Annotated in this window: 13 protein-coding genes and 1 pseudogene; 7 read left to right on the plus strand and 7 right to left on the minus strand. The window is 68.2% G+C overall.

The features are described from left to right. Positions 1 to 181: 181 nt before the first annotated feature. Positions 182 to 1,066, minus strand: a complete 885-nt coding sequence (locus ACFWVC_RS27030) for a DNA/RNA non-specific endonuclease (RefSeq protein ID WP_384291601.1) — start codon at positions 1,064 to 1,066, stop codon at positions 182 to 184. Between the two features lie 216 nt (positions 1,067 to 1,282). Between ACFWVC_RS27030 and ACFWVC_RS27035 the strand changes: the two genes are divergently transcribed. The 4 genes from ACFWVC_RS27035 (at position 1,283) to ACFWVC_RS27050 (ending at position 11,029) form a co-directional block, all read left to right on the plus strand. Then, positions 1,283 to 2,137, plus strand: a complete 855-nt coding sequence (locus ACFWVC_RS27035) for a caspase family protein (protein ID WP_384291605.1) — start codon at positions 1,283 to 1,285, stop codon at positions 2,135 to 2,137. A gap of 88 nt (positions 2,138 to 2,225) precedes the next feature. Then, on the plus strand, positions 2,226 to 3,137 hold the full coding sequence (locus tag ACFWVC_RS27040; protein ID WP_384291609.1) for a tripartite tricarboxylate transporter TctB family protein: 912 nt from the start codon (positions 2,226 to 2,228) through the stop codon (positions 3,135 to 3,137). A gap of 85 nt (positions 3,138 to 3,222) precedes the next feature. After that, complete coding sequence (locus ACFWVC_RS27045; protein ID WP_384291615.1) at positions 3,223 to 3,348, plus strand: hypothetical protein; 126 nt, start codon at positions 3,223 to 3,225, stop codon at positions 3,346 to 3,348. A gap of 1,675 nt (positions 3,349 to 5,023) precedes the next feature. Then, a complete protein-coding gene (locus ACFWVC_RS27050; RefSeq protein ID WP_384291621.1) occupies positions 5,024 to 11,029 on the plus strand; it encodes a DNRLRE domain-containing protein in 6,006 nt (2,001 codons plus the stop codon). 1,388 nt (positions 11,030 to 12,417) lie between these two features. Here the strand turns inward: ACFWVC_RS27050 and ACFWVC_RS27055 are convergent. From ACFWVC_RS27055 to ACFWVC_RS27065, 3 genes and pseudogenes are all read right to left on the minus strand, one after another. Beyond that, positions 12,418 to 12,729, minus strand: a pseudogene (locus ACFWVC_RS27055) (tyrosine-type recombinase/integrase); the annotation flags it as partial. Between the two features lie 239 nt (positions 12,730 to 12,968). Next, a complete protein-coding gene (locus ACFWVC_RS27060) occupies positions 12,969 to 14,459 on the minus strand; it encodes an ice-binding family protein (RefSeq protein WP_384291626.1) in 1,491 nt (496 codons plus the stop codon). A 927-nt stretch (positions 14,460 to 15,386) separates the two neighbouring features. Beyond that, positions 15,387 to 16,844, minus strand: coding sequence for an FG-GAP and VCBS repeat-containing protein (locus ACFWVC_RS27065; protein WP_384291631.1), 1,458 nt, complete (start codon positions 16,842 to 16,844; stop codon positions 15,387 to 15,389). 353 nt (positions 16,845 to 17,197) lie between these two features. Between ACFWVC_RS27065 and ACFWVC_RS27070 the strand changes: the two genes are divergently transcribed. Next, complete coding sequence (locus ACFWVC_RS27070; protein ID WP_384291632.1) at positions 17,198 to 18,040, plus strand: alpha/beta fold hydrolase; 843 nt, start codon at positions 17,198 to 17,200, stop codon at positions 18,038 to 18,040. 144 nt (positions 18,041 to 18,184) lie between these two features. Here the strand turns inward: ACFWVC_RS27070 and ACFWVC_RS27075 are convergent, their stop codons facing one another. Further along, positions 18,185 to 18,487 (minus strand): hypothetical protein, encoded by a 303-nt coding sequence (locus tag ACFWVC_RS27075; RefSeq protein ID WP_384291637.1) that lies wholly within the window; start codon positions 18,485 to 18,487, stop codon positions 18,185 to 18,187. Between the two features lie 276 nt (positions 18,488 to 18,763). Here ACFWVC_RS27075 and ACFWVC_RS27080 point away from each other — a divergent pair, with 276 nt between their 5' ends. Beyond that, positions 18,764 to 19,180 carry a hypothetical protein gene (locus ACFWVC_RS27080; RefSeq protein WP_384291640.1) on the plus strand — a complete coding sequence of 139 codons (417 nt, stop codon included), beginning with the start codon at positions 18,764 to 18,766 and terminating at the stop codon, positions 19,178 to 19,180. A gap of 120 nt (positions 19,181 to 19,300) precedes the next feature. Further along, positions 19,301 to 20,587 (plus strand): alpha/beta hydrolase, encoded by a 1,287-nt coding sequence (locus ACFWVC_RS27085; protein WP_384291644.1) that lies wholly within the window; start codon positions 19,301 to 19,303, stop codon positions 20,585 to 20,587. Between the two features lie 51 nt (positions 20,588 to 20,638). Here the strand turns inward: ACFWVC_RS27085 and ACFWVC_RS27090 are convergent, their stop codons facing one another. Beyond that, positions 20,639 to 22,144, minus strand: a complete 1,506-nt coding sequence (locus ACFWVC_RS27090) for a metallophosphoesterase family protein (RefSeq protein ID WP_384291650.1) — start codon at positions 22,142 to 22,144, stop codon at positions 20,639 to 20,641. Between the two features lie 108 nt (positions 22,145 to 22,252). Beyond that, a complete protein-coding gene (locus ACFWVC_RS27095) occupies positions 22,253 to 24,589 on the minus strand; it encodes an FdhF/YdeP family oxidoreductase (RefSeq protein ID WP_384291656.1) in 2,337 nt (778 codons plus the stop codon). Positions 24,590 to 24,654: the final 65 nt, after the last annotated feature.

Here is a 24,654-nt window from a genome sequence, read left to right on the forward strand (position 1 = left end):
AGAGAGCCGCCCGGGCGCAGCCGACAGCAACGGACGACGCTGGATGGAGCGCCGTCACACAGGCCTCGCTCTCGCGGCCTGCAACTGCGGCTCACGGGAAGGTCGGCGATGGCGGCGGCTGCCTGGTCGGCGTCAAGATGTAGCGCGAGGGAGTAGTAGAAGCACTCGCCGTCAGGTGCCCCTATTCGACGACGATGTCCTCGAACGATTCCAGCCGTGTCCAGCGCTTCGCAGCGCGCGCCCCAGGAGGCAGTCGGTCAGCGGCTGGCAATGGCCCCAGGTCCAGCCCCGTGATTTCTGCAACGTCAGCGACCGGCACCTGAAAGGTGCGGAAGGCGCCCAGCGGGGGAGGATCCCCGGCTCTTGCCGCTTCGGCCAGCGCGCGGGCAGCAGCATCTCTGCTGAGGTCGGGGCTTTGATCCAGAACGTACGCCGTGGATGCCAAATCGCCGTCTTGCATGAAAGCGGCGACCTTCCAAAAGCGAAGAGGTACCTGGATACCGCGGTACGGCGGATCGGAGTCCTCAAGGACTGCTCCAGTGAACACCGTCAGCTTGCGATCGAACTGCTCGGCGTGATCGAGCAGGAAGTTTTCCAGTCCCTGCCAGAGTTCTTTGCCCTGGTTGAAGATGTCCATCTGCGGGGCAGCGTTTGTGTAGTGGAATGTGTCACCGTTGGCCATGCTTGCTTCTGCCGTCGGACCCCACACCGGATCGAGCCTGCGGACCAGGTGTCCCTTGTCTAGCGGGTTGTCCCTGTACACCGGATGCCCCGCCTGCTGGCTCTCGGGAAGGCGGGGGTCAAACCGCCAGTTATCGTTGCGGGGTACGTCCATCAGTTTGACGCCGTCGATCGCAACAGCCGTGGCCGTTGCCAGACGCCGGTCTGGACGAAACACTACGCTGAAGTGTGTGTACGGCAGGATCACCGTTTCGATGCCCGGATCGGTTGGTCGGGGCAGCGGCACGGTCGACCCGAGGAAGTGCTCGTCATAGCCTTTGCGGTTCGCCAGCGATTCACGACTCACCGTTTCAGTATTCGGCGGGGGATCGAGAGGAGTGGCCATGACTCGCTACCTACCGCGCCGCTCGGGTCCGCACGTTGACATGCATCCGATGTCGCCCAAATAGCCCAACGCCAGCGCGCATGCACCAACTCAGGCGATTAGGGTTGGATCGGGAATGCGGAGAGCCGGCATCTCGATCGACCGGTTCACCCCGGCTCGACGCCCAGTTCACTGAACCCCCTGGGCGGTATCCGTTCGTACGGAAGGAGCCAGTTCATGGCTCAGAGCATGTCCATCCACATCGGGCTCAACAAAGTCGATCCCACCAAATACGGCGGTTGGGACGGCAAGCTCATCGCCTGCGAGAACGACGCTCGCGACATGGAGCAGCTCGCCAAGCAAGCCGGGTTCAAGGACCAGACAACGCTTCTCACCGCTGAGGCGACAGTCAGCAACGTGAACGCCGAGCTGCGCAAAGCAGCCAGGCTTCTGACGTCCGGGGACATCTTGCTCTTCACCTACTCAGGCCATGGCGGGCAAGTACCCGACATCAATGGGCCCGAGGACGAGCCGGACCGGCTCGATGAGACGATGTGTTTCTTCGATCGCGAGTACATCGACGACGAGCTGTACAAGGAGCTGGAAGCTTTCGCCGAAGGCGTTCGCATCCTCGCCTTCCTGGACAGCTGCCACAGCGGAACGGGGCTGCGAGTACGGCAACTTCTCACGCCAGAAGCCATGGAAGAGCAGTTCCAGACGACCGACCCCACCCAGATCGAGACAACGTCCAGGCTTATGCCTCTGGACAAGCAGGATGAGCTTTACCAGCGGGACAAGGACTTCTTCGACGCCATCCAGCGCGATCTGGACGCAAGAGACAGTCGGGAACTCGGTGCGAGCGCCCTGCTCATCTCGGCCTGCCAGGACAACCAACTAGCCGCCGACGGCCTGCGTAATGGCCTGTTCACCGGCACCCTTCTTCAGGTGTGGAACGGTGGCAAGTTCCCTGGTGGGTACAGGGCATTTCACCGCGAGATTCTCCGCCAGATGCCGGCCAACCAGAGCCCAAACTTCTTCGTGACCGGTCGGCCCAGCAACCGATTCCTTCGGCAGCGGCCGTTCACGATCTGAGGGAGAGAGACCCAAGGGGCGCCAAGGTCACCGAGGCGCCCCTCTCTCACAGATATTCAAACCGACGGCACGGAAGGCTGAACTTCAGTTGACGACGCGCGTGCCTGCTCGACGAAGCAATCCGAGCGAACAATCGGCGCGGGGGAAATCGTTCCTCGAAAAGGCCGCCTACGTGGTGACACCCGGGACGGTCGTGTTCGGTTTGCTGTACTACTTTGGCAGCACATACCGGAGTGCTTACTATGACTACTTCGGTGTGCGCGTGAGCGAACTGGAACTGGCTCCCCAGGATTACGTGATGGGCAGTACCACGGCAATCTTCCTGCCGCTGTTGATCGCCGTCGTGCTGGGACTTTTGGGCGTGGCATCATTTGTGCTGGTGGACAACCAGCTCTCCAAACGCGGGCTGGACCGGCTGCGACGCCAGGTTTCCTGGGCGCTCGTCGCAGCGGGCATCGGCCTGCTTCTGCTGGCGTTCCCGGTCTTCCTCCGGCCACGCTGGTGGCAGCAGGCGGTATCGCTGTTTCTGGCCTCGGGATGGCCGCGGGAACTACTTCCCCCCCTCATCGTTGCTTTCGGAGCGATTCTCGTCATGTTCGGCCGGCATCTTCGCCGAGACGCCAGCCGATACAGGGAGCGCGTTCGAGCCATCACTGACGGCTTGCTCATCGCGCTCGTGGCAATGACCTTGTTCTTCGATATGGCGCTCTATGCAAGTGGGGCCGGGAAAGCGGAGGCGGGCCAGGAGACGAACCAGCACTACATGAACATGACGGGGGTCGTGATCCATTCTCGTGAGCCGATTTCCACCCAGGCCTACGATGCCTGCAAGGACAAAGGAACCGGAGGAGGTTCCTATCGTTTTACTTGCGCAGGGTTCCGCGTTCTCGCCAAGTCGAAGACACGTTATTTCCTTCTGCTTGAGCGGGGAAAGGATGTCGCGACCTTGGTCCTCAAGGACGACGACAGCATTCGCGTCGTCGTGTGGAAGGCATCATGAGGCTTCGGGGGCGGGGGGAGCGACGGGCTCGGAAACCGAACCGGAAGGCACGAACGGATCCGGTTCCGTCACGGTGGCCGTCGCTGTGGCCGTCGCTGTGGCCGTGGTCGTCGCCGTGGTCGTCGCCGTGGCTGACGTGAGTTCAGGCGTCGCCTCCCGGGCCGGGTTCGTCTTCGCCGACGACGCTGTCGCCGTGGGCCGAGACGGCTGAGAAATGGACGACTCGGCGACCTTCAACTCTGCCCCAAACGTTCCCGATTCCGTCGTAATCTGCAGCTCCACCGATCCGGCACCAGCGGCCCCAAGGGTGAAGCGAATCGTGACCAGGCACGACTCCCCGGGACGTACGTCCTTCCCCCGGCATCCATCTTTGACGACCCGGTAGCTCGACCGCTGCGAAGTTCGGCCAGCCGTTCGGTGGCCCCCGCCCGGCCCGGGGGATGAGCCGGCGATAGTCGCCGATGCGTTCTTCCACAACGTGCCGGTTGCGTTGCGTACCTCGACCCCGGCTTCGGAGGACTCGCCTACGGCGACCCTGGGAAAATTGATCTCGCGGGGCGAGTCGGCGCTGGGGGCTCCCGGATATAGTGTCGAAACAGGCTCCACCGATGATGGCAAGTCGCGGCCAGCACTGCTGCAAGCCACGGCCAGAAAGCTGATGCATGCCGCCGTGCCAAGAAGGCGAAGAGCGTCGACTCGGCCCACTCTTTCCGACCGATCGGCTCCGGACATGGGCGCCTCCACTTCGGGTGTAGCTGCCGACTCTTCGAGCGTCGCACGACTGTGCACCAGTGCGGCTTGCCCTCTCCGGCAGCGCGGTGCCCGTCACTCGAACAGACGCAGTAGCGGCGCGCCGCTTGCTCCGTTTCGACATCGTCGCCGTGCGTAAACACTGAGTGCCCACGCTGTACAAAGCAGCCGTCAACGGGCTCCCTACCCTCGCCGACTCCGGATACCAAGGAGCGGGAAGCGACACATCGGCCACGAGTTAGCCCCTATCGCACCCAGTCCTACTGCGCGAGATCGCCGCCATCGAGGCCGAACGCTGCGGCCCCCACCGCGACGTCTTCGGCCTGTGCAGCTACTGGACTACGCGGCCGCGTCCAGCGCCACTGCACCGCCGAGGACCCCGGCCGCGCCCGCGGGTCACTCCGCGCCCACTACGCCCAGCCCTGGAAGTGGATGCCCTGCCCGCACGCCTGCGGCTGCGTCGACCAGCCGGAGATCCGCCCCAGCGTCTTGTACGGACTGGTCCCGCAGCTCAGCCCAAGCCGCTGGCCCCGTACTTCGCGGGTCGTTGATTCGTATGGATCGGGCTCTCCGCCAGCGTGGTTGCAGGTCCTTCTGGCTGCGCAGTGACCATGCCTGCGTCTGTCGTGGCGACGGCCGTGTTCTTGGTCACGTCATTCTTGTGTTTGGGGGACGGGATGGACTGATTGGTATCCGGCTGGGGTAGTTGGGGTTTGCATGTCGCTTGAGAAAGGTGGGGGATTCCTTTTGAGTCCTTGCCTGTTTCTTGGTTTTAGCTTTTGTGGTGATTGAGCGGGTACTTTGTCCTGCTTCCCTGGGTTGTCGAGGCCATGTGAACATTCCCCGGTTTGAGTCGTGTAGGACTCACCGATTTTTGAGGGGAATTGATGGAGCATCAGTGGAAGCCTGCTCGGCGGCGACGTCGGACGGGCGCTGCGGCCAGGGCGTCGTCGGTTGGGTTCAGACGTCGGATCGCGGTTGGGGTGGTGATGGCTTTGGCCGTCGGTTCCGCCACTGTGATCGGGGAAGCGGGCATTGCGGTGGCCGTGACGGGTGACGCGGCACGGGCTGCGGTGACCGCGTCTGCCGTGTCGTATGGTCCGGCGCAGGCGGCGGATGAGGCGTCGGCGCGGTTGATGGCGCAGTTGCAGAACCGCCGGATCGAGGTGCTCGCGCAGCGGGCGGCGGATTCGAGCACGTTCGTGAATCCGGACGGGTCGCTGACGACGGAGGCGTACGCGGGTCCGGTCCGGGTGAAACAGAGCGACGGGTCGTGGAAGGACATCGACACGTCGCTGGCGGATGTGGGTGATCATCTGCAGCCGCAGGTGTCCGTGGCGGATGTGGCGGTCTCCGATGGCGGGGACAAGGCTTTGGCGTCGGTCACAGCGGGGTCGAAGACGTTCGGCCTGGACTGGGGGAGCATGCTGCCGTCACCGACGATCGACGGCGACACCGCCTCCTATGATCTGGGTGGCGGGGCGTCGTTGACGGTGCAGGCGCTGGCGCAGGGTTTCGAGCAGTCGGTGGTGCTGGACCGGGCGCCGACGGCTCCGGTGTCCTACCGGATCCCGGTGACGCTGAAGGGCCTGTCGTTGTCCAAGGACTCGGACAGTGGGCATCTGCTACTGAAGGACACCTCGGGGAAGCTGGTCGCGGAGGCGGCGGCGCCGCATCTGTGGGATTCCTCGAAGGATGCGGTCTCGGGGGAGCCTGAGCACCAGGCGCAGGTGGACACGAGCATAGAGACGGCCGATGACGGCAGCACCACGCTGGTACTGACGCCTGATCCGGCGTTCTTCGCGCAGGATCTGACGTATCCGGTGACGATCGACCCGTCCTCCACACTGGCGGTGACCACCGACACCTGGGTGCAGACCCCCGACTTCCTCGACTCGCAGATCGGCTCGCAGGATCTGAAGTCGGGCACATTCGACAGCGGCGGCCACATCGCCCGGTCGTACCTGAAGTTCGACGTCTCACCGTTCAAGGGCAAGCACATCCTGTCGGCGACGATGTCGCTGTACTCCTACTTCTCCTCGACGTGTGCCACCGCTGGCCCGGCCACCCTGGCCAAGCGGATCATCACCGACTGGGACTCGCACACGGTCACCTGGGGCGCACAGCCGGGTACGACCACCAACAGCGAGGCCTCCAACACCGGGCACTGGGGCTTTGACGCCTCCTGCCCGGAGAACTGGTCGAACTGGAACCTGACCAGCATGGTCCAGGACTGGGCCGGGGGTATCGTCAACGACGGCATCCAGCTGCGCAGTGCGGATGAGAGCGATCTGACCACTTGGCGGCGGTTCCGTTCGGCGAACTACACCACGGCCGGGTTCGCGCCGAAGATGGTGGTGAACTACAACTCCAAGCCCGGCACGCCGGCCCTGGTCTCCCCGGTGAACGGGGCCGCGACGAGTGACACGACGCCGATGCTGCAGGCGAAGTCCACCGACGCGGACGGCAACAAGGTCACGCTGGCCTTCGAGGTGTGGAACTCGGCCGGCACGACCAGGGTGACCTCGGGCGCGGCCGCGGCTGCCACCTCCGGCACCACGGTCTCGTGGACCTCTCCGGCGCTGGCGCCGGGCGCCTACAAGTGGCGGGCCCAGGCCTCCGACGGCACCGACACCAGCGCCTGGTCGGCCTGGAACACCCTCACCGTCGACACCACCGCCCCCGGAAACACCGCCGTGTCCTCGACCGATTTCCCGGCGAACACCTGGGCGGGCACCGGGGACGGCAACGGCAACTTCTCCGGGGCCTTCACCTTCACCCCGCCCACCAGCGATGTGACCTCGGTTCAGTACCAGCTGGACGGCGGATCGTGGGTCACGGCGGCCACCACCGGTGGGGCGGTGACCCGGACATTGACGTTCACGGACGGGAAGCACACCCTGGCGGCCAAGACGAAGGACGCCGCGGGCAACACCTCCGCCGTCACCTCCTATGTCTTCTTCGCCGGCGACGGTGCGTCACTGACCACCCCGGGGGAGGGGGAGCGCCCGGCCCGCCGGGTGGGCCTTTCGGCGTTGGGCCAGGGCACCTACACGGCAGTCACCTACCAGTACCGGACCGGTGAGACCGACACCTGGCACACGCTGCCCACCGGGGACGTGACGAAGAACTCCGACGGCTCCACGCTGAACGCCTGGCCGGTGCCCGTCACCAATGGCGTGCCCGCCCCGTTGACGTGGAACATCACCTCAACCCTGCCGGACGGGCCGGTGGATGTGCGCGCCGAGTTCACCGACGGCACCAGCGAGTTCAACTCGCTGCCCCACACGGTCACCGTGGACCGCAACGCCGGGACCGCCCCGTCGCTGGATGCGGGTCCGGCATCGGTCAACGCACTGACCGGCGACGCGACGCTGTCGGCGACCGACGCCTCCGCGTTCGGGATGGCAGTGGCCCGTACCGCTTCCTCCCGGCGTCCGGGCAACGGCGCGGCACAGGCCGGCCAAGCGGCGATCTTCGGCCCGCAGTGGACCGCCGGTACCACCGCGGAGATCACCGACTCCGACTGGGCCTACCTCGGCAAGACCTCCAACACCTCGGTGGCGCTGGTGGACGTCGACGGAGATCCGACGGGGTTCACCGCCACCACCGCGAAGGGGTGGAAGCCCGAACCCGGAGCCGAAGACCTCACGCTGACCAGCATCGACAGCACGGGCAACGCCAGCACCGACCTGACCAAGATCGCAAGCTTCACGCTGAAGGACACCGACGGCACTACCACCACCTTCACCAAACCGTCCGGCGCGAGTACTTGGCAGGTGTCCACGACGTTCCTGCCGACATCGAACTCCACCACCACGGTGGTGCCCGATGCGGTGCAGACCGGAGGCCTGATACGCCCGAAGTACGTGATCGCCCCCACCTCCGCGGTGGCGGCCGCCACCTGCCAGAGCACGCCATCCACCAAGGGCTGCCGGATGCTGGAGTACCTCTACGCCACCTCCACCACCGCCACCTCCACAGCGTTCGGCGACTTCTTCGGGCAGGTCAAGCAGATCCGGCTCTGGGCCACCACACCCGGCGACAGCACCGCCACCGCCAGCGTGATCGCGCAGTACGCCTACGACGAGGCCGGCCGGCTCCGGGAGGAGTTCGACCCCAGGACCACCCCTGCGCTGAAGACCACCTACAGCTACGACGCCGCCGGGCGGATCACCACCGAAACCGACCCCGGACAACTGCCGTGGACCTTCACCTACACCAAGGTCGGCACCTCCCCCGTGGCCGGTGACGGCATGCTGGTCTCGGTGTCGCGACCCACGCTGCGCCAGGGTTCGAACACGCAGACCGACGGCGGTACCGCCGCCACCAACGTGGTCTACCAGGTGCCGCTGTCCGGCTCGAATGCACCCCAGCAGATGGAGAGCACGGACGTGGACGACTGGGGGCAGACCGACACGCCGGCCGATGCCACCGCGGTCTTCCCCGCCGACCAGGTCCCGGCCTCCCACGACGGCACCCAGCTCGGCTCCGGTGCCTACGGGCGGGCCACCCTCACCTACACCGACGCCTCCGGGCGTGAGGTGAACACCGCCACGCCGGGCGGGCACATCACCACCACCCAGTACGACCAGTTCGGCAACACCGTCCAGGAGCTGAACGCGGCCAACCGCGAACTCGCCCTGGGTACCGCCGGCTGGCAGCAGGACCAGCAGCGGCAGCTCGACATCCTGGGCGACACCCCCGTGGTGCGGGCCCAGAAGCTGTCCACCATCTCGGTGTACTCCACCGACGGGCAACGGCAGCTCGAGGAGTTCGGGCCGCTGCACCAGGTCACCCTCGCCGCGGCGCTCACCGCCGCCCCCGGCGGCACCGACCTGGACCCGGGATCGGTGAAACCGGCCCGGGAGCACACGGTGAACAGCTACGACGAGGGCCGCCCGACCGACGGCACCGCCACCGTCTCCGACCAGGTCACCACCACACGCGTGGGCGCCTTCATCGACGGCTATCCCAACGACGGCGACGTCCGCACCACCACCACCGCGTACGACTGGGTCAAGGGCCTTGCCACCAAGACCGTCACCGACCCCGGCACCGGTCACCTGAGCATCGCCCAGACCACCGGGTACGACGCCCAGGGCCGGGTGATCTCCGCCGGCATGCCCAAGTCCACCGGCTCGGACGCCGGAACGACGGTGACGACGTACTGGTCGGCGACCGGCACCGGCGCATGCGCCGGCAAACCGGAGTGGGCCGACCTGGTCTGCTCCACCGGCCCCGCCGCGGCGATCACCGGCGGCGGCACCAACCCCAGCCAACTCCTCACGAAAACCACGACCTACGACCGGTGGGGCAACCCCTCTGCGGTCACCGAGACCGCCAACGGGACCACCCGCACCACCACCACGACCTACGACACGGCCGGACGGCCCCTCTCGGTCAAGGTGACCGGCGGGGTGGGCACCGCGGTCCCGGACGTCACCACCACCTACGACCCGGCCACCGGCGAGAAGGCCACCGTCACCTCGAGCGCCGGGACCGTCTCCTACACCTACGACGCGCTGGGCCGGCAGACCCGGTACACCGACGGCTCGGGGAACACCGCTACCACGGCCTATGACGCGCTGGACCGGCCGGTCACCGTCACCGACAGCGCGCCGTCCACCACCAGCTACGCCTACGACCCGGCCAAGGACCCTCGCGGCCTGGCCACCTCGATCACCGACTCGGTCGCCGGTACGACCAGTGCCGAATACGACGCCAACGGCGACATGTTCGCCGAGCACCTGCCCGGCGGCGTCAGCCTGACCATCGCCCGCGACCAGACCAGCGCGGTCACCGGCCGCTTCTACAGCCTGGACGCCGACGGCACGCAGATCGCCGCCGATGCCGGCATGGACACGGTCCAGGGCCAGCAGGCCACCCACACCTCTACCACCGGCACCAGCGCCGACCAGGCCTACACCTACGACGCGGCCGGGCGCCTGACCCAGGTCGACGACACCCAGGCCGGCACCACCACCCACCGCGCCTACGCCTTCGACGACAACACCAACCGCACCGGCCTGACCACCACCGTCGACAACCCCGACGGCACGCCGGGTACCCCGACGGCCACCGCCTACACCTACGACAGCGCCGACCGACTGCAGACCGCGGGCGGCACGGGCGTCGCCTACGACGCCTTCGGCCGCACCACCACCCAGGCCGACGGCACCACCCTCGCCTACTACACCAACGACCTGGCCCGGCAGGAGACCGCCGGCAGCCAGCGCACCACCTGGACTCTCGATGCGTCTGGGCGTCTGGCGGCCTGGACCACCGACACCAACACCGCCGGGACCTGGGCCACCACCAGCAGCAAGACCAACCACTACGGCAGCGACACCGACAGCCCTGACTGGACCGCCGAGGACACCGCGGGCACCATCACCCGCAACGTCCAGGGCATCGACGGCGACCTCGTCGCCACCACCACCGCCATCGGCAGCACCGTGCTCCAGCTCACCAACATGCACGGCGACGCCGTCGTCCAATACCCCCTGGACACCACCCAGAACCCGACCGTGCAGGCCTACGACGAATACGGCAACCCCATCAACAGCACCGCCGCCACCCGCTACGGCTGGCTCGGCGGCAAACAACGCTCCACCGACACCCCCAGCGGCCTCACCCTCATGGGCGTCCGCCTCTACAACCCCACCACCGGACGCTTCCTGTCCACCGACCCCGTGCCCGGCGGATCGGCCAACGCCTACGAATACTGCAACGCCGACCCCATCAACCACTACGATCTCGATGGGCGGTTCTGGGGCCATCGCACCTTCTGGAACAGTGTGGGCTTCTTCAGTTACCGATCATGGATCGACGCCGGCGGAGCCGCCGGCCACGGTCACTATCGGAAGGCCTGGCACTATGCCAGCGGCGGCACAGGGTCTGTGACCGCTGGGGCTGCCCACAGTAAGTTCTGCAGTTGGTGGTGTCGCACCGTCAAGCACGCGAGGCCCAGCGCTTGGAGTCGCTTCGGGAAGATCGGCGCTCGAACCTTCGGCTGGGAGGTGAGCGTGGGCGCGACGGCCCTTGACTACTGGCACACCCGAGGTCCTGTCACGTCGTATCGTCGAACCTACTGGGCGCCGGGATACCGGTACAACCACGGCTACCACAGGACGATGTAATCAGCCGTCTCAGATCTTAGTTCCAAGGCATGACTGAGCCCGTGGACGGGGTCTCGCGATGTTTGAGCAGGTAATCGCGAGACCCCATCCAGCGAGGAGAATTGAATGAGTTCCGGATCGTTTTTCAAGCGGATTGCCAACTCCACTCCGCGTGACTCGTGGTTTGCGCTGGGGGTCCGCCTGTTGATTTGGTTGATTCTCACGGCGCTTGCCGCCTTGACACCCGTTTTTAACCCGGGTGCTCCATGGTGGATTTGGCCTCTGTACCTCATCTTCTTCGTTACGATGGACGCGCAGACCATCAATTCCATGCTCACAAAGCGGCGCAGGACACGCGAAGGAGGGACGCCACCGCAGGGGATACGGGACACCAAGTTGCCCGGATAGACCACCGGGATGCCGTGCAGATTGATCCCAGCCTGAAGGCCACCACTGACAGATCTCCCATGAGCCGGGAATAATAACCGTTTCCCACGGGAATCGACTTTGCGGAGAATCCTGATCTTGGACGGGGTCGGTGGCTTCCCCGTTTGAGTGAGCCCTCGGTGACCGAGCGGACCACGGCCCCGGCGTTGTTCCCCCGGACACAGCAGAGACCACCGCTACGGCATCGGCTGAGGCGCTCGTCGGGGATGGCTGGCACCAGGTACTGCCAGTCCTGGCCCGCATCGCCCCGGAAGCCGTAGGCCGCGTCCGCGACATCGTCTTCACCCACCGCCGCCTGCAGACCAGCGCCTGCCTGGCACCGCCGACGGCCGCACCACAAGTCGCAAGCCGCACGAATCTTTGACGGAACGACCGCTGTGAGGACAGCAATCCGGCACATTCGCAATGCCACGGGCCGACTGCGCGTTTGACGCCGATTGCCTGTACGGCTGCGGCTACGTCGACCAGCCGGAGATCCGCCCGAGCGAGCGTCCTGTACGGACTGGTCCCGCAGCTCAGCCCGAGCCGCTAGCCTGTGCACAGCGGTCGACGCCCACCGCGCAGACGGCCGAAGGCCCCGACCCCCGGAATCCGCCGGATGGGGTCGGGGCCTTCGTCATGCCCAAAGGGTCTGCGGTGCTCGCCATTTTGACGCCCTCCCCCGACCTTGTCAGATTCCCCCGCCCTCGTTCCCCCTGGTCCGTGGAGCCCCCATGGGGAACGTCAGGGGAACGGAAGGGCGAGTAAAGCCCGGGAACGATCCAGCCGGGCCGGAAGGCCGTACCCCTCTGAACAGCGAGAATGGTGAAACAGAGGGAAGATCACCACAGGCAGGGAAGGCCATAAGGCCTCTCCTAAAGCGGGTGTCGCAGGTTCGAATCCTGCCTGGGGCACAAGGGAAAAGGCCCACACCGATCATGGTGCGGGCCTTTTTGACGGCAGGGTTTGACGGCAACCGGCTCTCAGGCGCCCGGCAGTCGGCGCTTGAGCAGGCGGTCCATGTGGCTGATGGCTTCCCGCTGGGTGTCGTGCGCGACGTGGGTATAGACGTCCATCGTGATGCTGATCTGGCTGTGCCCCAGGATCTCCATGATGACCCGGGGCGCGACGCCGGCCGCCGTCAGCAGCGTGGCACAGCCGTGCCGGGCATCGTGCAGCCGGACCACCCGCAGCCCTGCTTGCGCGGCAACTCGGGTGAAGGACCGGTACACGTTCCGCGGCTCCACCGGGCGACCGTTCCTCGTCGCGAAGACGTGCCCCGCCTCAGACCAGGCGACGCCCGTGCGCGGCGCCAAACGAGCCGGTCGCCAGCCTCCCGCTTCGGCGGTCGATGCCGTCCGGCCTTGGCACCGCGCTTGACAGTGCCTGATGACGTGCGGGTCGACGCGCCCGTCCCCGTCCACCGCCCGGTGCCCCAGGTCAGGTTTACCGACCTGGGGCACCGGGGTGGTCACGCCCGGAATGGATTCATGCCGTTGAGTGTGGCTCACTCACCGGATGAGGTCCGTCCTGCTCAGTCCTCGCAGGAGTGTCCAGGCAGCAGGGGTGCGCGCCACTCCTCGTAGCAGCCCTTGTCCTGGTAGTCGCCGTGGTCAGGGCGGTCATCCTTGTCCTGGTAGTCGCCGTGGTCCTGGTGGTCGCTCTTGTTCGGACGGTCACCCTTGCCCTGGTGGTCGCCCTTGTTCGGACGGTCACCCTTGCCCTGGTGGTCGCCCTTGTTCGGACGGTCACCCTTGTTCGGACGGTTGCCGTGGTTCGGACGGTTGCCGTGGTCCGGGCGGTCACCGTGGTTCGGGTATCCGGGAAGTCCCGGGTATCCGGGGGGGCCGGCGGGTCCGGGCGGCCCTGCGGGTCCACCGGGACCTGCCGGTCCACCGGGTCCACCGGGTCCAGCAGGTCCAGCGGGTCCACCGGGTCCGGGCTGTCCGGGCTGTCCGGGAGGACCGGCCGGCCCTGCGGGTCCACCGGGTCCAGCGGGCCCTGCGGGTCCGGGCTGTCCGGGCTGTCCGGGCTGCCCAGTGGGGCCGGGCTGTCCGGGCTGTCCGGGCTGCCCGGGCTGCCCAGTGGGGCCGGTCGGGCCAGCAGGCCCGGTGGGACCGGCAGGCCCGGTCGGTCCGGCAGGACCAGTGGGGCCGGTCGGACCAGTGGGGCCGGTCGGACCGGTCGGACCGGTCGGACCGGTCGGGCCGGTCGGGCCGGTCGGGCCGGTCGGGCCGGTCGGGCCCGTGGCACAGATCGAATTCGTGATGACGTTGTCGTCCAGCGTGACCGCGGCGACATTGGCCAGGGCCCGGCCTTCGATCTTGGTGCCGGTGGTCACCGTGACGGATTGGTCAGCCATGATGGTGCCCTTGAAGGCGGTATTGGTCCCGAGCGTGGCGGAACTGCCCACCTGCCAGAACACGTTGCACGCCTGGGCGCCGTTGACGAGTACGACCGAGCTGTTCGAAGCCGTAGTCAGAGTCGAGCCCACCTGGAAGATGAAGACGGCGTTGGGATCACCCCCAGCGTTGAGAGTGAGGGCTCCGGTGAGGCCCATCGACGACGCAGACGTGTAGACACCTGGCACGAGTGTCTGTCCGCCGAGATCGGCTGTAATCGCGCCAGTGGATGCCCGACCGGCCGCATCGTTGTAGGCGGTGACGAGATCCGACTTCGCCGTATTGGCTGGCATGTCACCGATGTGCACCGTGCCGAAGACATGTCCGGCGCCCGGGGGAGTCGAAAAGTCGAAGCCCGTCACCGAAGAGCCCGGAGAGAGCCCCAGATCGCCGTTGATGACGGTGGAGGAGGCGGGGGTATTGGTGACCGTAGAGCCGGCCAAAACCGCGTAACTGGTGGCGGTGCCCAGTCCGACAGGAGCTTCTGCGGCGCGCGCGGAGGTCGACACCATTGTGAACGTCGCCAGCACCACCGCTATGGGCATCAGGATCAGGGGTGCCTTGACGCTGTTACGTATGCGTCGCCTGCCTGATGGTCGGGACAGGACGGAATCCTGCGGCATCGGGAGAGTCCTTTCTTGTGGCCATTGAGCTCGGCCACCCCTGCGGGGAGACTTCGAACTTGCGTGGTGAGCTCTGGTCGGGCCGTCCGCCCCAGCCGCGTGCCGAACCGGTGGACCCAATCCCAAGGGGGGTCGCGGTGCGAGCGCCTGCTGGAGGGAGCGATGGATCATCACTCACTCGCAAAAAGTTAGCAATCATCCCATTTGGGGCATCCCCAAAAAGAGCCAAAGGGGTTATAGAGGGCATTTCTTCACTCTGTCGGTGGTGCGCGTGGTCAAACACACGGGCCCAGGCCGTCCGCGGGGTTGCCTGGCACCGGGACGGATCGCGAAGTGGCCGCCGGCCGCAAGCGCGTCTGCACCCACGGCCCGTGCAGTCCCGTCACCGCGCCGCCCTCCCCCGCGGAGCGCATCCGTCGGGGGCTGAGGCTCGGACCCTACGGTCTGCGACCAGCGCGTTCGACGGCGTCGAGCCTCCTGCATCGATTGCGGCCGACGTTCGCCCCCAGGGATGGGACTCGCCGGAATCCCGAGACCGGGCCCACGAGGGGACACCCCGTCCGTCGAGGCCTTGCCACCGATACCCAGCGGCTGACCGGCGCTCGCTGTCCTGACGGCAGAAGGTGACGACAACGGGGCCGTACGCACGAGGACCTTGGCCGCACCAGGGAGCCTGCCCCGGGGCCCATGCCGTAGCGACGCGGCAGCGCGCGTGCGGCTGGGAACGAACTCCCAAAGCGGGTGTCGCAGGTTCGAATCCCGCCTGGCGACATGGAGGGTCCCCCGAGACCTGCCGAGGCCCCAGCGGAAGGGGGGCCCGGACCGGTCACGCTCTGAGCCTGTGGAGAACAGTCCGGTGTCACACGAACGGCCGGTCTCGCCATCAGGCAGGGACCGGCCGTCGTCCGCAGGGGTGCACTCCCCTGGTCAGTGGGTGAAGGGGCCGCCGAGCGTCGTGTACGACAGCTTGAGCGAGATCACGGTGAACGACTTCGAACCGGTGCCGGTGGTCCCGGACTTCGAGCCCTTCAGCATGTGGACAAGGCCCGACCGGGTGTTGTCCAGCCAGTCGTTCGTGTCCACCATCAGGTCGGCGCGGCCGTCCTTGGTGTAGTCCGTGAGCTTGAGGTTTTGCCCGAAGTAGTCGTCGTTCTCCACGGCGTTCGCGATACCGGAGGTGTTCTGGTCGTACGCCTTGGCTCCGCTGCCGGACAAACCCCCCGCACGGCCGAGCAGCACCGTGACCATGCCGCCCTGGCGCTTGCTCGCCAAGTCCTCGCCGGGGGCCCCGATGGCGAGGTCCGCGTATCCGTCGCCGTTGACGTCGCCGGCGGCGATGGCGGCGCCGAAGTGGTCCTCGTTCTCCGAAGAGCCGGGTACGCCCGCCGTGTTCTGAGTGAACTTCACCGGTTTGCGTGCCGTGTTCGGCCCGGTGGAGCCGCCGTACTGGACTGTGACGTAGCCCCGTCCCGCGTCAGGCTCCTCGTAGCCGCGGCCGATGGCGAGGTCGCCGTAGCCGTCCTTGTCGAAGTCGCCGATGGCGGTTATGGGGCCGCCGCCGATCTGGTGGCCGCCGTCGTCGGGCACGCGGATCTCGCCGGCGCGCCGGGTGAAATCGCCGCCTCCGCGGTGGAAGTAGGCCCGCAGGTCCAGGTCTGAGTAGCCGCCTTGGAGATCGCGGCCAAGGACGTACAGGTCGGTGGCGGCATCGGCGGTGACCCGGCCTGCCACCAGCTGGGAGGCGTCCAGATAGCCGTAGCCGTCGCCGAGGGACTGCCAGCCGCTGCGTCCGCCGGTGCGGGTGAAGGGGCCCTTGAGCAGGACGACAGCTGCCCGGCTGCCGCTGAGAGCGGTGAGGTCCTGGTCGCCGTCGCCGTCGAAGTCGCCGGCCACGACGTCCAGCCCGAACCGGTCGCCCTGGCCCGGGTACTCCGGCGCGATGGGCGAGTGGAAGACGGTGCCGGAACCGAGGCCCTTGGCGCCGCCCCAGACGACGGTCAGTCCCCCGCCGTCCCGGATGTCGCCGGCGTCCTCGCCCGGTGAGGCGACGACCAGGTCGGCGTAGCCGTCGCGGTCGAGGTCGGCGCTGGTGGCGGCGAATCCCCAGTCGTCGCCCTGCTCCACCGTGCCGGGTATGCCAGGCGAGTTCTGGTGGATGGTCTGGACGCGGGTGCCGGGGCCGGTCGACGTGCCGTAGACGACGGTGACCCTGCCGTCCTTGCCGTACGCCCCGCCGAGCATGACGAAATCGCGGTAACCGTCGCCATTGAAGTCGTCGGCCAGCTTGGCGGGGGCCGCGACCGCCGAGGGGGCTGCGAGCAGCGGGCTGCAAACCGCTGCCGCGACCGCCGCGGCAGTGGCGAGGACGGTACGTGTGACGCGCATGGTTCTCCGGGGTCCGATAGCGGCGGTGGCAGGCGGTGGCGCTTGAACTGCGATCTTCGACGTATACGGATGCCCAATGGTTGTACGCCGTCGACGAACGTTTTCGCTGTGCGGCGGTGCCCGGCGACGGCGCGGGCCCATCCCGTACGGGACTCTGAGATCTCGACCGAACGCAATGCGGTTCATTTCGGTTCTTGTCACACATTCGCGGGTGCTCTTGTCGTACGTGTGAAAGCAGGCAAAAGCCCGCCGACCCACGGTCTGCATCCCCAGGGCTTGCGGCGGCGTCCTGCCGTACCGCGGCCACGTCCGCCTGTCCGGACACGGCTGGAACCTCACCGAAAGGGCTCTTCATGTACCGTCATTCGCGCTACCGGCGTGCCCGCACCCCGCTCACCGTCATGGCCACGGCAGCTGTCGCCGCCGGTCTTTACGCCACGGCGATCGGTCCGGCGAGCGCTGCCAAGACCACTTCCTCGAAGGCCGACAAGCCGACCGTCGTTCTCGTCCACGGCGCGTTCGCCGACTCCTCCAGCTGGAACGACGTCATCAAGCAGCTGAAAGACGACGGCTATCCCGTGGTGGCCGCGGCCAACCCGCTGCGGGGTGTGAGCGTCGACGCCGCCTCCGTCAAGAACCTGCTGGCCGGCATCAAGGGGCCGGTGGTTCTCGTCGGGCACTCCTACGGCGGGGCCGTGATCAGCAACGCCGCCCACGGCTCCGACAAGGTCAAGGCACTCGTGTATGCCGACGCCTTCCTCCCCGACAAGGGCGAGAGCGCCAACGAGCTGGTGAGCAAGTTCAAGGGCAGCGTCATCGGCGAGGTTCTGCGTCCCGTGCCGATCACCAACCCGGACGGCTCCAAGGACTTCGACTTCTACATCGACCAGCCCAAGTTCCGCCAGGCGTTCGGTGCGGACGTCCCCGCGCGAACCGCCGGGCTGATGGCGGTCACCCAGCGTCCCGGGACCGGCACCGCCCTCAACGAGCCTTCCGGCCAGCCCGCTTGGAAGACCATCCCGTCCTGGGCTCTGGTGGGCACCAATGACCGGATCATCCCCCGGGAGCTTCAGGTCTACATGGCCAAGCGCGCCCATGCCCACATCGAGGAGATCCGCTCCTCCCACGCTGTGAGCGTGTCCCACCCGGACGCCGTCACCCACATCATCGAGAAGGCGGCGCGGACGATCCGCTGACCGGCGTTCTCCACGAGTGGGGCGGCAACGGTGCCGCCCCACTCGGAGCGGGCCGATCCCGGCCGCGAGGTACCACCCGGGGCGAACCCTCCGGAGTTGTCGGCGGCGCGAAAGCAGGCTTCGGCCGCCGCGCCACCGGGTCCGTCAGGTGATCGACGCTCCTGGCGCCAGGCCGAGTCCGGCGGCGCTCAGGAAATCGGCGAGGCTGATGACACCGCCGTCCGTGCCGTCGTCCCACTCGACCAGGAGTTCCGAGCGGCCCTCGTTCCAGGAGTCGTCGGTCCAGGTGTCGGTGTCGGGCCCGGGATGCCGCTCGACGCTGCCCTCGCCGTGGCGGTACCTCAAGTACAGGTAGCGGCCGTCGACAGTCCAGGCGTCCCACTGCGACGGGTGGCCGTGACACGTCTGCACGACCCGCGACAGCAGTCGTTCCGCCGGTTCGGTCATCTGCCGATGTTCGCCGTGTGCGCAGCGGTTCGGCAAGGTGTTTCCGCCCCCTGCCGGCCCGCCGGTCGAGTCCGGCGGCCGGCCGCCCCCGGGATGACTCCCTCGGAGCGGCCGTAATGGGCTCCCCACAGGCTGCGCCGCCATCGCGGATCGGGCCGTCCCTGCGACACTGGCCGTACGTACGGATCGGATCCGCGAGCGTTCTCGTGGCGCGACTTCCCCTGCGCATTCCGGTGGGAATGCGCATGCGCTCGCGCACTGAGGCAAGGAGCGGCAATGTCCCTGCGCGAGACGATCGAAGCCGAAGTCCGTGAATGGTACGGCGCCTATGTGGAGACGTTCGTGGCTCTGGCCCAGGGCGTCCGCACCGATATGGAGGCGCTGCTCGACTACTACGGCGCCCCCATGGTGGTCGTCGTCGACGACGAGCACCAGGTTCTGCCGACGCGGGCCGCCACGCTGGACTACGCGACCACCACGATCAGTGCGCTGACGCGCGCCGGATACACCGGTTCCGACATCTCGCATCTGACCGTTCATCCGGTCGCGACCGGTGCCGCCTTCATCGAGGGCGAATTCTCGCGTCACGATCGGGAGGGCGGGGAATTCGGCGTCGGCACCGGCGCGTACCTCGCGGTCAGGACCGAGGAGGGCTGGCGGTTCGCCTCGTTCATCACCAACACGCGGCTGTGACCGGCGGCGGATACGGCAACGGCCGCCGCGGGATCCGGCCGTACCCGCAACCCCGGTGCGGCCGGGGCGTCGTAGCGGATGACGGGATTCGTCATCCGACGCGACGACACGAGGCGGAGCATGAAGACACGCGGCGCACGGACCACGCTGACGACACTGGCCGGTGTACTCGCCCTCCTGGCGGTGCCTGGCACCGCGCGGGCGGCGGAGCGGGTTCCGGGGCCGGGCCCGGACCGGCAGGGCGTGAGCGAGGTGCTGTACGACCTGGGCGACGAGGCGTTCCGGCCGCCCCGGTCCCTGGGGTACGTGGGGAACAACGAACTGGACGGGGCGGTGTACGTGCCCCGCGACATCGCCGAGGGCCGCCATCCGCTGATCGTGATCGAGCACGGGATCCACGCCACCTGCGCCGACGCCGGCGCGGCCCGGGACCTGGCCGCCGCCAAGGCCGCACTGGCGCGGGACGAGGAGAGCGGTGACACCGCCGACGCCGAGAAGCAGCAGGCGATCATCGACGCCTCCGTCGCCGCTCTGTACGCGTGGCCCTGCGCGCCCGGCACGGACCAGATCCCCAGTTACCGGGGTTACGACTACCTCGGCCGGGACTTGGCGCGCCGCGGCTTCGTCGTGGTCTCCATCGGGACCAACGGCATCAACGCCACCTCCTTCGGCCAGGCGGAAACCGTCTACCAGGCGCGGGCGGCACTGATCGAGCGTCACCTGGTGATGTGGCGGGAGCTGTCGCGGACCGGCGGCGGCCCGCTCAAGGGCCGGTTCACCGACGCCGCTTCGGGGCGCGCGTCGGCGGTGAACTTCCGGGGCCACGTGGACCTGGGCGACGTCGGCCTGATCGGGCACTCCATGGGCGGCGGCGCCGTCATGCAGGAGATCGACGACAGCAACCGGGCCTCCTGGCCGCGGGGCGTCTCGATCCGCGCGGCGTTCGGGCTGGCGCCGGCCGCGACGTGGGACCCGGTCACGGTGACCAAGACACCGTTCGCGGTGATGTGGGGTACGTGCGACGCGACGAACGGCGGCACGTACGTCGAGCAGAACGAGGGCGCCAACACCGTGCCGATAGCCAAGTTCACGGTGGCGGGCGGGATCCACAACTTCTTCAACACGCAGTGGTCGCCGGCCGGCGGCCAGGTCCTGGCGGAGGACGAGTCCTTTCCCGGCAGCCGGCCCGGCACCTGCCTGGCGCAGTTCCCCGACGCGGACTCCCCGCAGCCGGACCAAGACGAGCTGTCGGAGCGGCAGCAGCGCCTGATCACCCGGGACTACGTCGCGGCCTTCTTCGCGCGCCACCTGCTGGGCGACAAACGGTACGACGGTGTCCTGCGCGGCGAGGAGCGGTTCCCCGGGATACCGGACGTGGTGGACGTGCGATACGACGCGGGCAGGTAGCCCCGCGTCGAAGGGGGCACGGCACGCACCCGTGCCCCCTTCGCCCGCCGCTCAGGCGCCGCCCGGCAGGGGGATCGTGAAGTCGTCCTCGACCGGCGGGTCCAGCTCGTGCTCGCGCAGCCCGGTGGCGGCGAAGCAGCGCACGCGCACCGCGGCCGAGCCGACGTCCAGCCGCAGGAAGCTCTTGAAGAACGGCGGGCTGTACGTGGCCGAGCCCGGGGAGAGCAGCCGGGTGAGGACCCTGCGGACCGGCAGCCGCAGCCGCCGCTTGCGGTGCGGACGGGGCGGCGCGCCCAGCAGGCCGGCGACGAAACGGGTGCGCGCGGTGACGCTCGCGCCGGTGGCGCGGGTCGGCTCGATGCCGAGGCGCTCGGCGAGGGCCGCGGCCGCCTCGTCCGGGGTGAGGTCGAAGAAGCGGCGCATACGCAGGCGGCGGCCGTAGAGCCGGCTGTAGAACGCGAGGGAGTCGCCGCGCATCGGGTAGCAGCGGAAGTCCTCCTCGACGACGCCGCCGACCGCCACGCGCGGGATGGTGTGGGTGGCGTGCATGAACGCCCCGCCACCGCCGGAGACGACGTACTCGATCCTGCGGCCGTCCACGTCGACCGGGTAGTGCTGGTAGTTGTGGATGTCCCCGCCGATCGCCGCCACGTAGTGGTGGGCCGGGTCGCGGACGATCTCGTCGACGGTGCCGCCGCCCTCGATCGCGCACGGATGGTGCTCGCCGTCCACGTAGATCGGGGAGCCGGTGACGAGGATCTTGGGGCGGGGCCCCCGTGAGACCCGGCGCAGCCACTCGCCCTGTTCCCGGTCGATGCCGCCGAGGAGCCCGGTGTCGATGCCGATGATGCGTATCGGCCCGGAGTCCATCGCCCAGTACGGGCCGGGCAGCGACGCGGCCTGGGCGGGGGCGGACCGCATCAGGCGGTCCTCGTCGAGGCGGGCGTCGTCGGGGGTGTCCGGCTCCGCCCACAGCAGCGTGCGCCACCAGGCCGGGGTCAGCGCGCGGGGCCGGGGGCGCTCCGGGAGCGCCGGGGCGCGGCAGAAGACCCGCATGAATCCGGTGAGGCCGTCGTACCAGTCGTGGTTGCCGGGGATGGGGTAGATCGGGGCGTCGTAATCCCGGTAGGGCCGGAAGAACTTGGTGCCGTACTCGTTGGCGCTGCCGACCGGATACAGGACGTCACTGCAGATCACGGCGTAGCGCGTGCCCTCCCCGGCCTTCAACAGGCCCGGGACGACGGCGTACTGGGGGTCGTCGCCCTCGCCGGTGTCGCCGAGGAGGAGGAACGAGAACTCCTCGGGGTCGTCGCGCTCGATCACCAGGTCCGCGGTCGCGGCCCCCCGCGCCAACTCGCCCGCCACCCAGCGCTGCCGGTCCCCGCCGGTCGGGTCGCCGAACAGCGCGGCCAGCGGGCCGTTGCGCGCCTTCCACAGCGTGGCCGGGTTGAGCCACGACAGGTTGACGACCCGGGTGGGCATCAACTCCTGGTAGGAACCGGGCTTCTGGCTCTCCCAGCCGGCACCGGCCAGGGAGTCGCGGGAGGAGTCGGACACCCGCGCACCCTAGCAACCGGCGGAGGTCCTTCCGTCGGAGCGGGGTGGGCGTTGACTGATGGGCGTGACCTGGTGGGCGTGACCTCCGTGGGCCACGCCCGGTGGGCCTCAGGGGACGGCGCCGGCCGGCTCCGCGGCGACGGGCGTGGGGGCGTCGGGCGGCGGGGACGGGACGATGTGCGCCCGCACGCTCTTCATCAGCGGCTGGTCGCTCTGCGTGCTGTAGTCGGCAGCCCCGATGAGCACGTTCATCTCCGGCATGTAACCGGCGGCGCAGCCCGCGGGGAGGTCGTAGGCGATGGCCTGGTAGCCGGTCAGCTGCCGCCGCGTACCGTCCTTGGAGGTGCTGGTGATGTCGACGAGGGTGCGGTCGCCGATGCCGCGGGCGCGCATGTCGTCGGCGTTCATCAACACCATCGTGCGCAGGCCGGTGATGCCGCGGTAGCGGTCGTCGTCGGAGTAGATGGTGGTGTTCCACTGGTCGTGCGAGCGCATGGTCTGCAGGACGAGGGCGCCGTCCCGGGGGACGGTGTCCGGCAGCGGCGCGGCGGAGAACTCGGCGCGGCCGCTGGGGGTGAGGAAGACCAGTTCGCGTGCGGGCTGGCGGATGCGGAAGCCGAGGGGCAGGCGGACGCGGCGGTTGAAGTCCTCGAAGCCGTCCAGGACCTGGGCCATGGTGTCGCGGATGCGGTCGTAGTCCTCGATGTAGTTCTCCCACGGGGTGGCGCTGCCGGGGAGGGTGGCGCGGGCCATGCCGGCGATGATCGCGGGCTCGGAGAGCAGGTGCGGGGAGGCCGGCTTCTTCATGCCGACGGACAGGTGCACCATGCTCATGGAGTCCTCGACGGAGGTCGCCTGGATGCCGCGCTGCTGGAAGTCCTTCTCCGTCCGTCCCAGGCACGGCAGGATCAACGCCTGTCGGCCGTGGGCGAGATGGCTGCGGTTGAGTTTGGTGCTGACGTGGACGGTCAGCTCGCAGCGGGCCATGCCCTGCCGGGTGTAGGGGGTGTCCGGTGCGGCCAGGACGAAGTTGCCGCCCATGCCGACGAAGACCTTCACGCGGTCCTCGTGCATGGCCCGGATGGTGCCGACGGTGTCGAGTCCGTGTTCGCGGGGCGGGTCGATGCCGCAGACCCCGGCGAGGCGGTCCAGGAACTGCGCGGTGGGCCGGTGGTCGATGCCGCAGGTGCGGTTGCCCTGGACGTTGCTGTGGCCGCGCACGGGTGAGGGCCCGGCCCCCTCGCGGCCGAGGTTGCCGCGCAGGAGGAGGACGTTGACGATCTCCCGGACGGTGTCGACCCCGTGCTCGTGCTGGCTCACGCCGAGGCACCAGCTGATGAGGGTCCGGTCGGAACGGGAGTAGACGTCGGCGGCCTTGAGGATGTCGGCGCGCGGGAGGCCCGACTGGCGTTCCAGCTCCTCCCATGTGGTCGCCTCGCAGACGGCCCGGTACTCCTCGAATCCCTGGGTGTAGCGCTCGATGAACTCCCGGTCGAGCGCCTTGGGGTCGTGCCGGGACTCCTCGAGGACCGCCTTGGCGATGCCCCTCAGCAGCGCCATGTCGCCGCCGCTGCGCACCTGCAGATTGAGGGTGCTGGTCCGGGTCGACTTGAACAGCGCCATGTCGGTCATCTCGTGCGGGACGATCGTCCGCGTCGCGGCCGCCTCTACAAGGGGGTTGACGTGCACGATCTGAGCGCCGCGCCGGTATGCCTCGGCCAGGGCGGTGAGCATGCGCGGAGCGTTGGAGGCCGCGTTGACGCCCATGATGAAAAGCGCCTCCGCGCTTTCCCAGTCCGCGAGGTCCGCGGTTCCCTTTCCCGTTCCCAAAGCCGCCTGCAAGGCGCGCCCGGAGGCCTCGTGACACATGTTGGAGCAGTCCGGCAGATTGTTGGTGCCGAATTCCCGGGCCATCAGCTGATAGAGGAAAGTGGCCTCGTTGCCCAGCCGTCCGGACGTGTAGAAAGCGGCCTCGTCGGGGCTGTCCAGCGCCCGGAGCGACCGTCCGATCAGGTCGAAGGCGTCCTGCCAGGAGATGGGGACGTACGTGTCGCTGTCCGGGTCGTAGACCATCGGTTCGGTCAGCCGCCCCTGGTCCTCCAGGGCGAACTCGCTCCACTCGTCGAGCTCGGTGACGGTGTGGGCGGCGAAGAACTCGCGGGTCACACGCTTGGGGGTCATCTCCCAGGTGACGTGCTTGATGCCGTTCTCGCAGATGTCGAGCCGGAGGCCCTTGGTGTCGTCGGGCCAGGCGCATCCGGGGCAGTCGAAGCCGCCGTTCTCGTGGTTCATCAGGAAGATCGCGCGCGGCCCGTCGATCAGCGCGCGCTCGCGCAGCAGCACTCGGGTCACACTCTTCGCCGCACCCCAGCCGGCCGCGGGATGCGTGTACGCCTCATTGCCGTGGCTCTCGGGACGGCTCTTCCGGTCACGGTGAATACTCACCTTTTTCAGGGTAGTCCGGTTCTCCGCGACCGCATTTCGCGCGTTTTCATGAAGCGGACGGCGCG

The sequence above is a fragment of the Streptomyces sp. NPDC058691 genome (assembly GCF_042714775.1).
Taxonomy (GTDB): domain Bacteria; phylum Actinomycetota; class Actinomycetes; order Streptomycetales; family Streptomycetaceae; genus Actinacidiphila.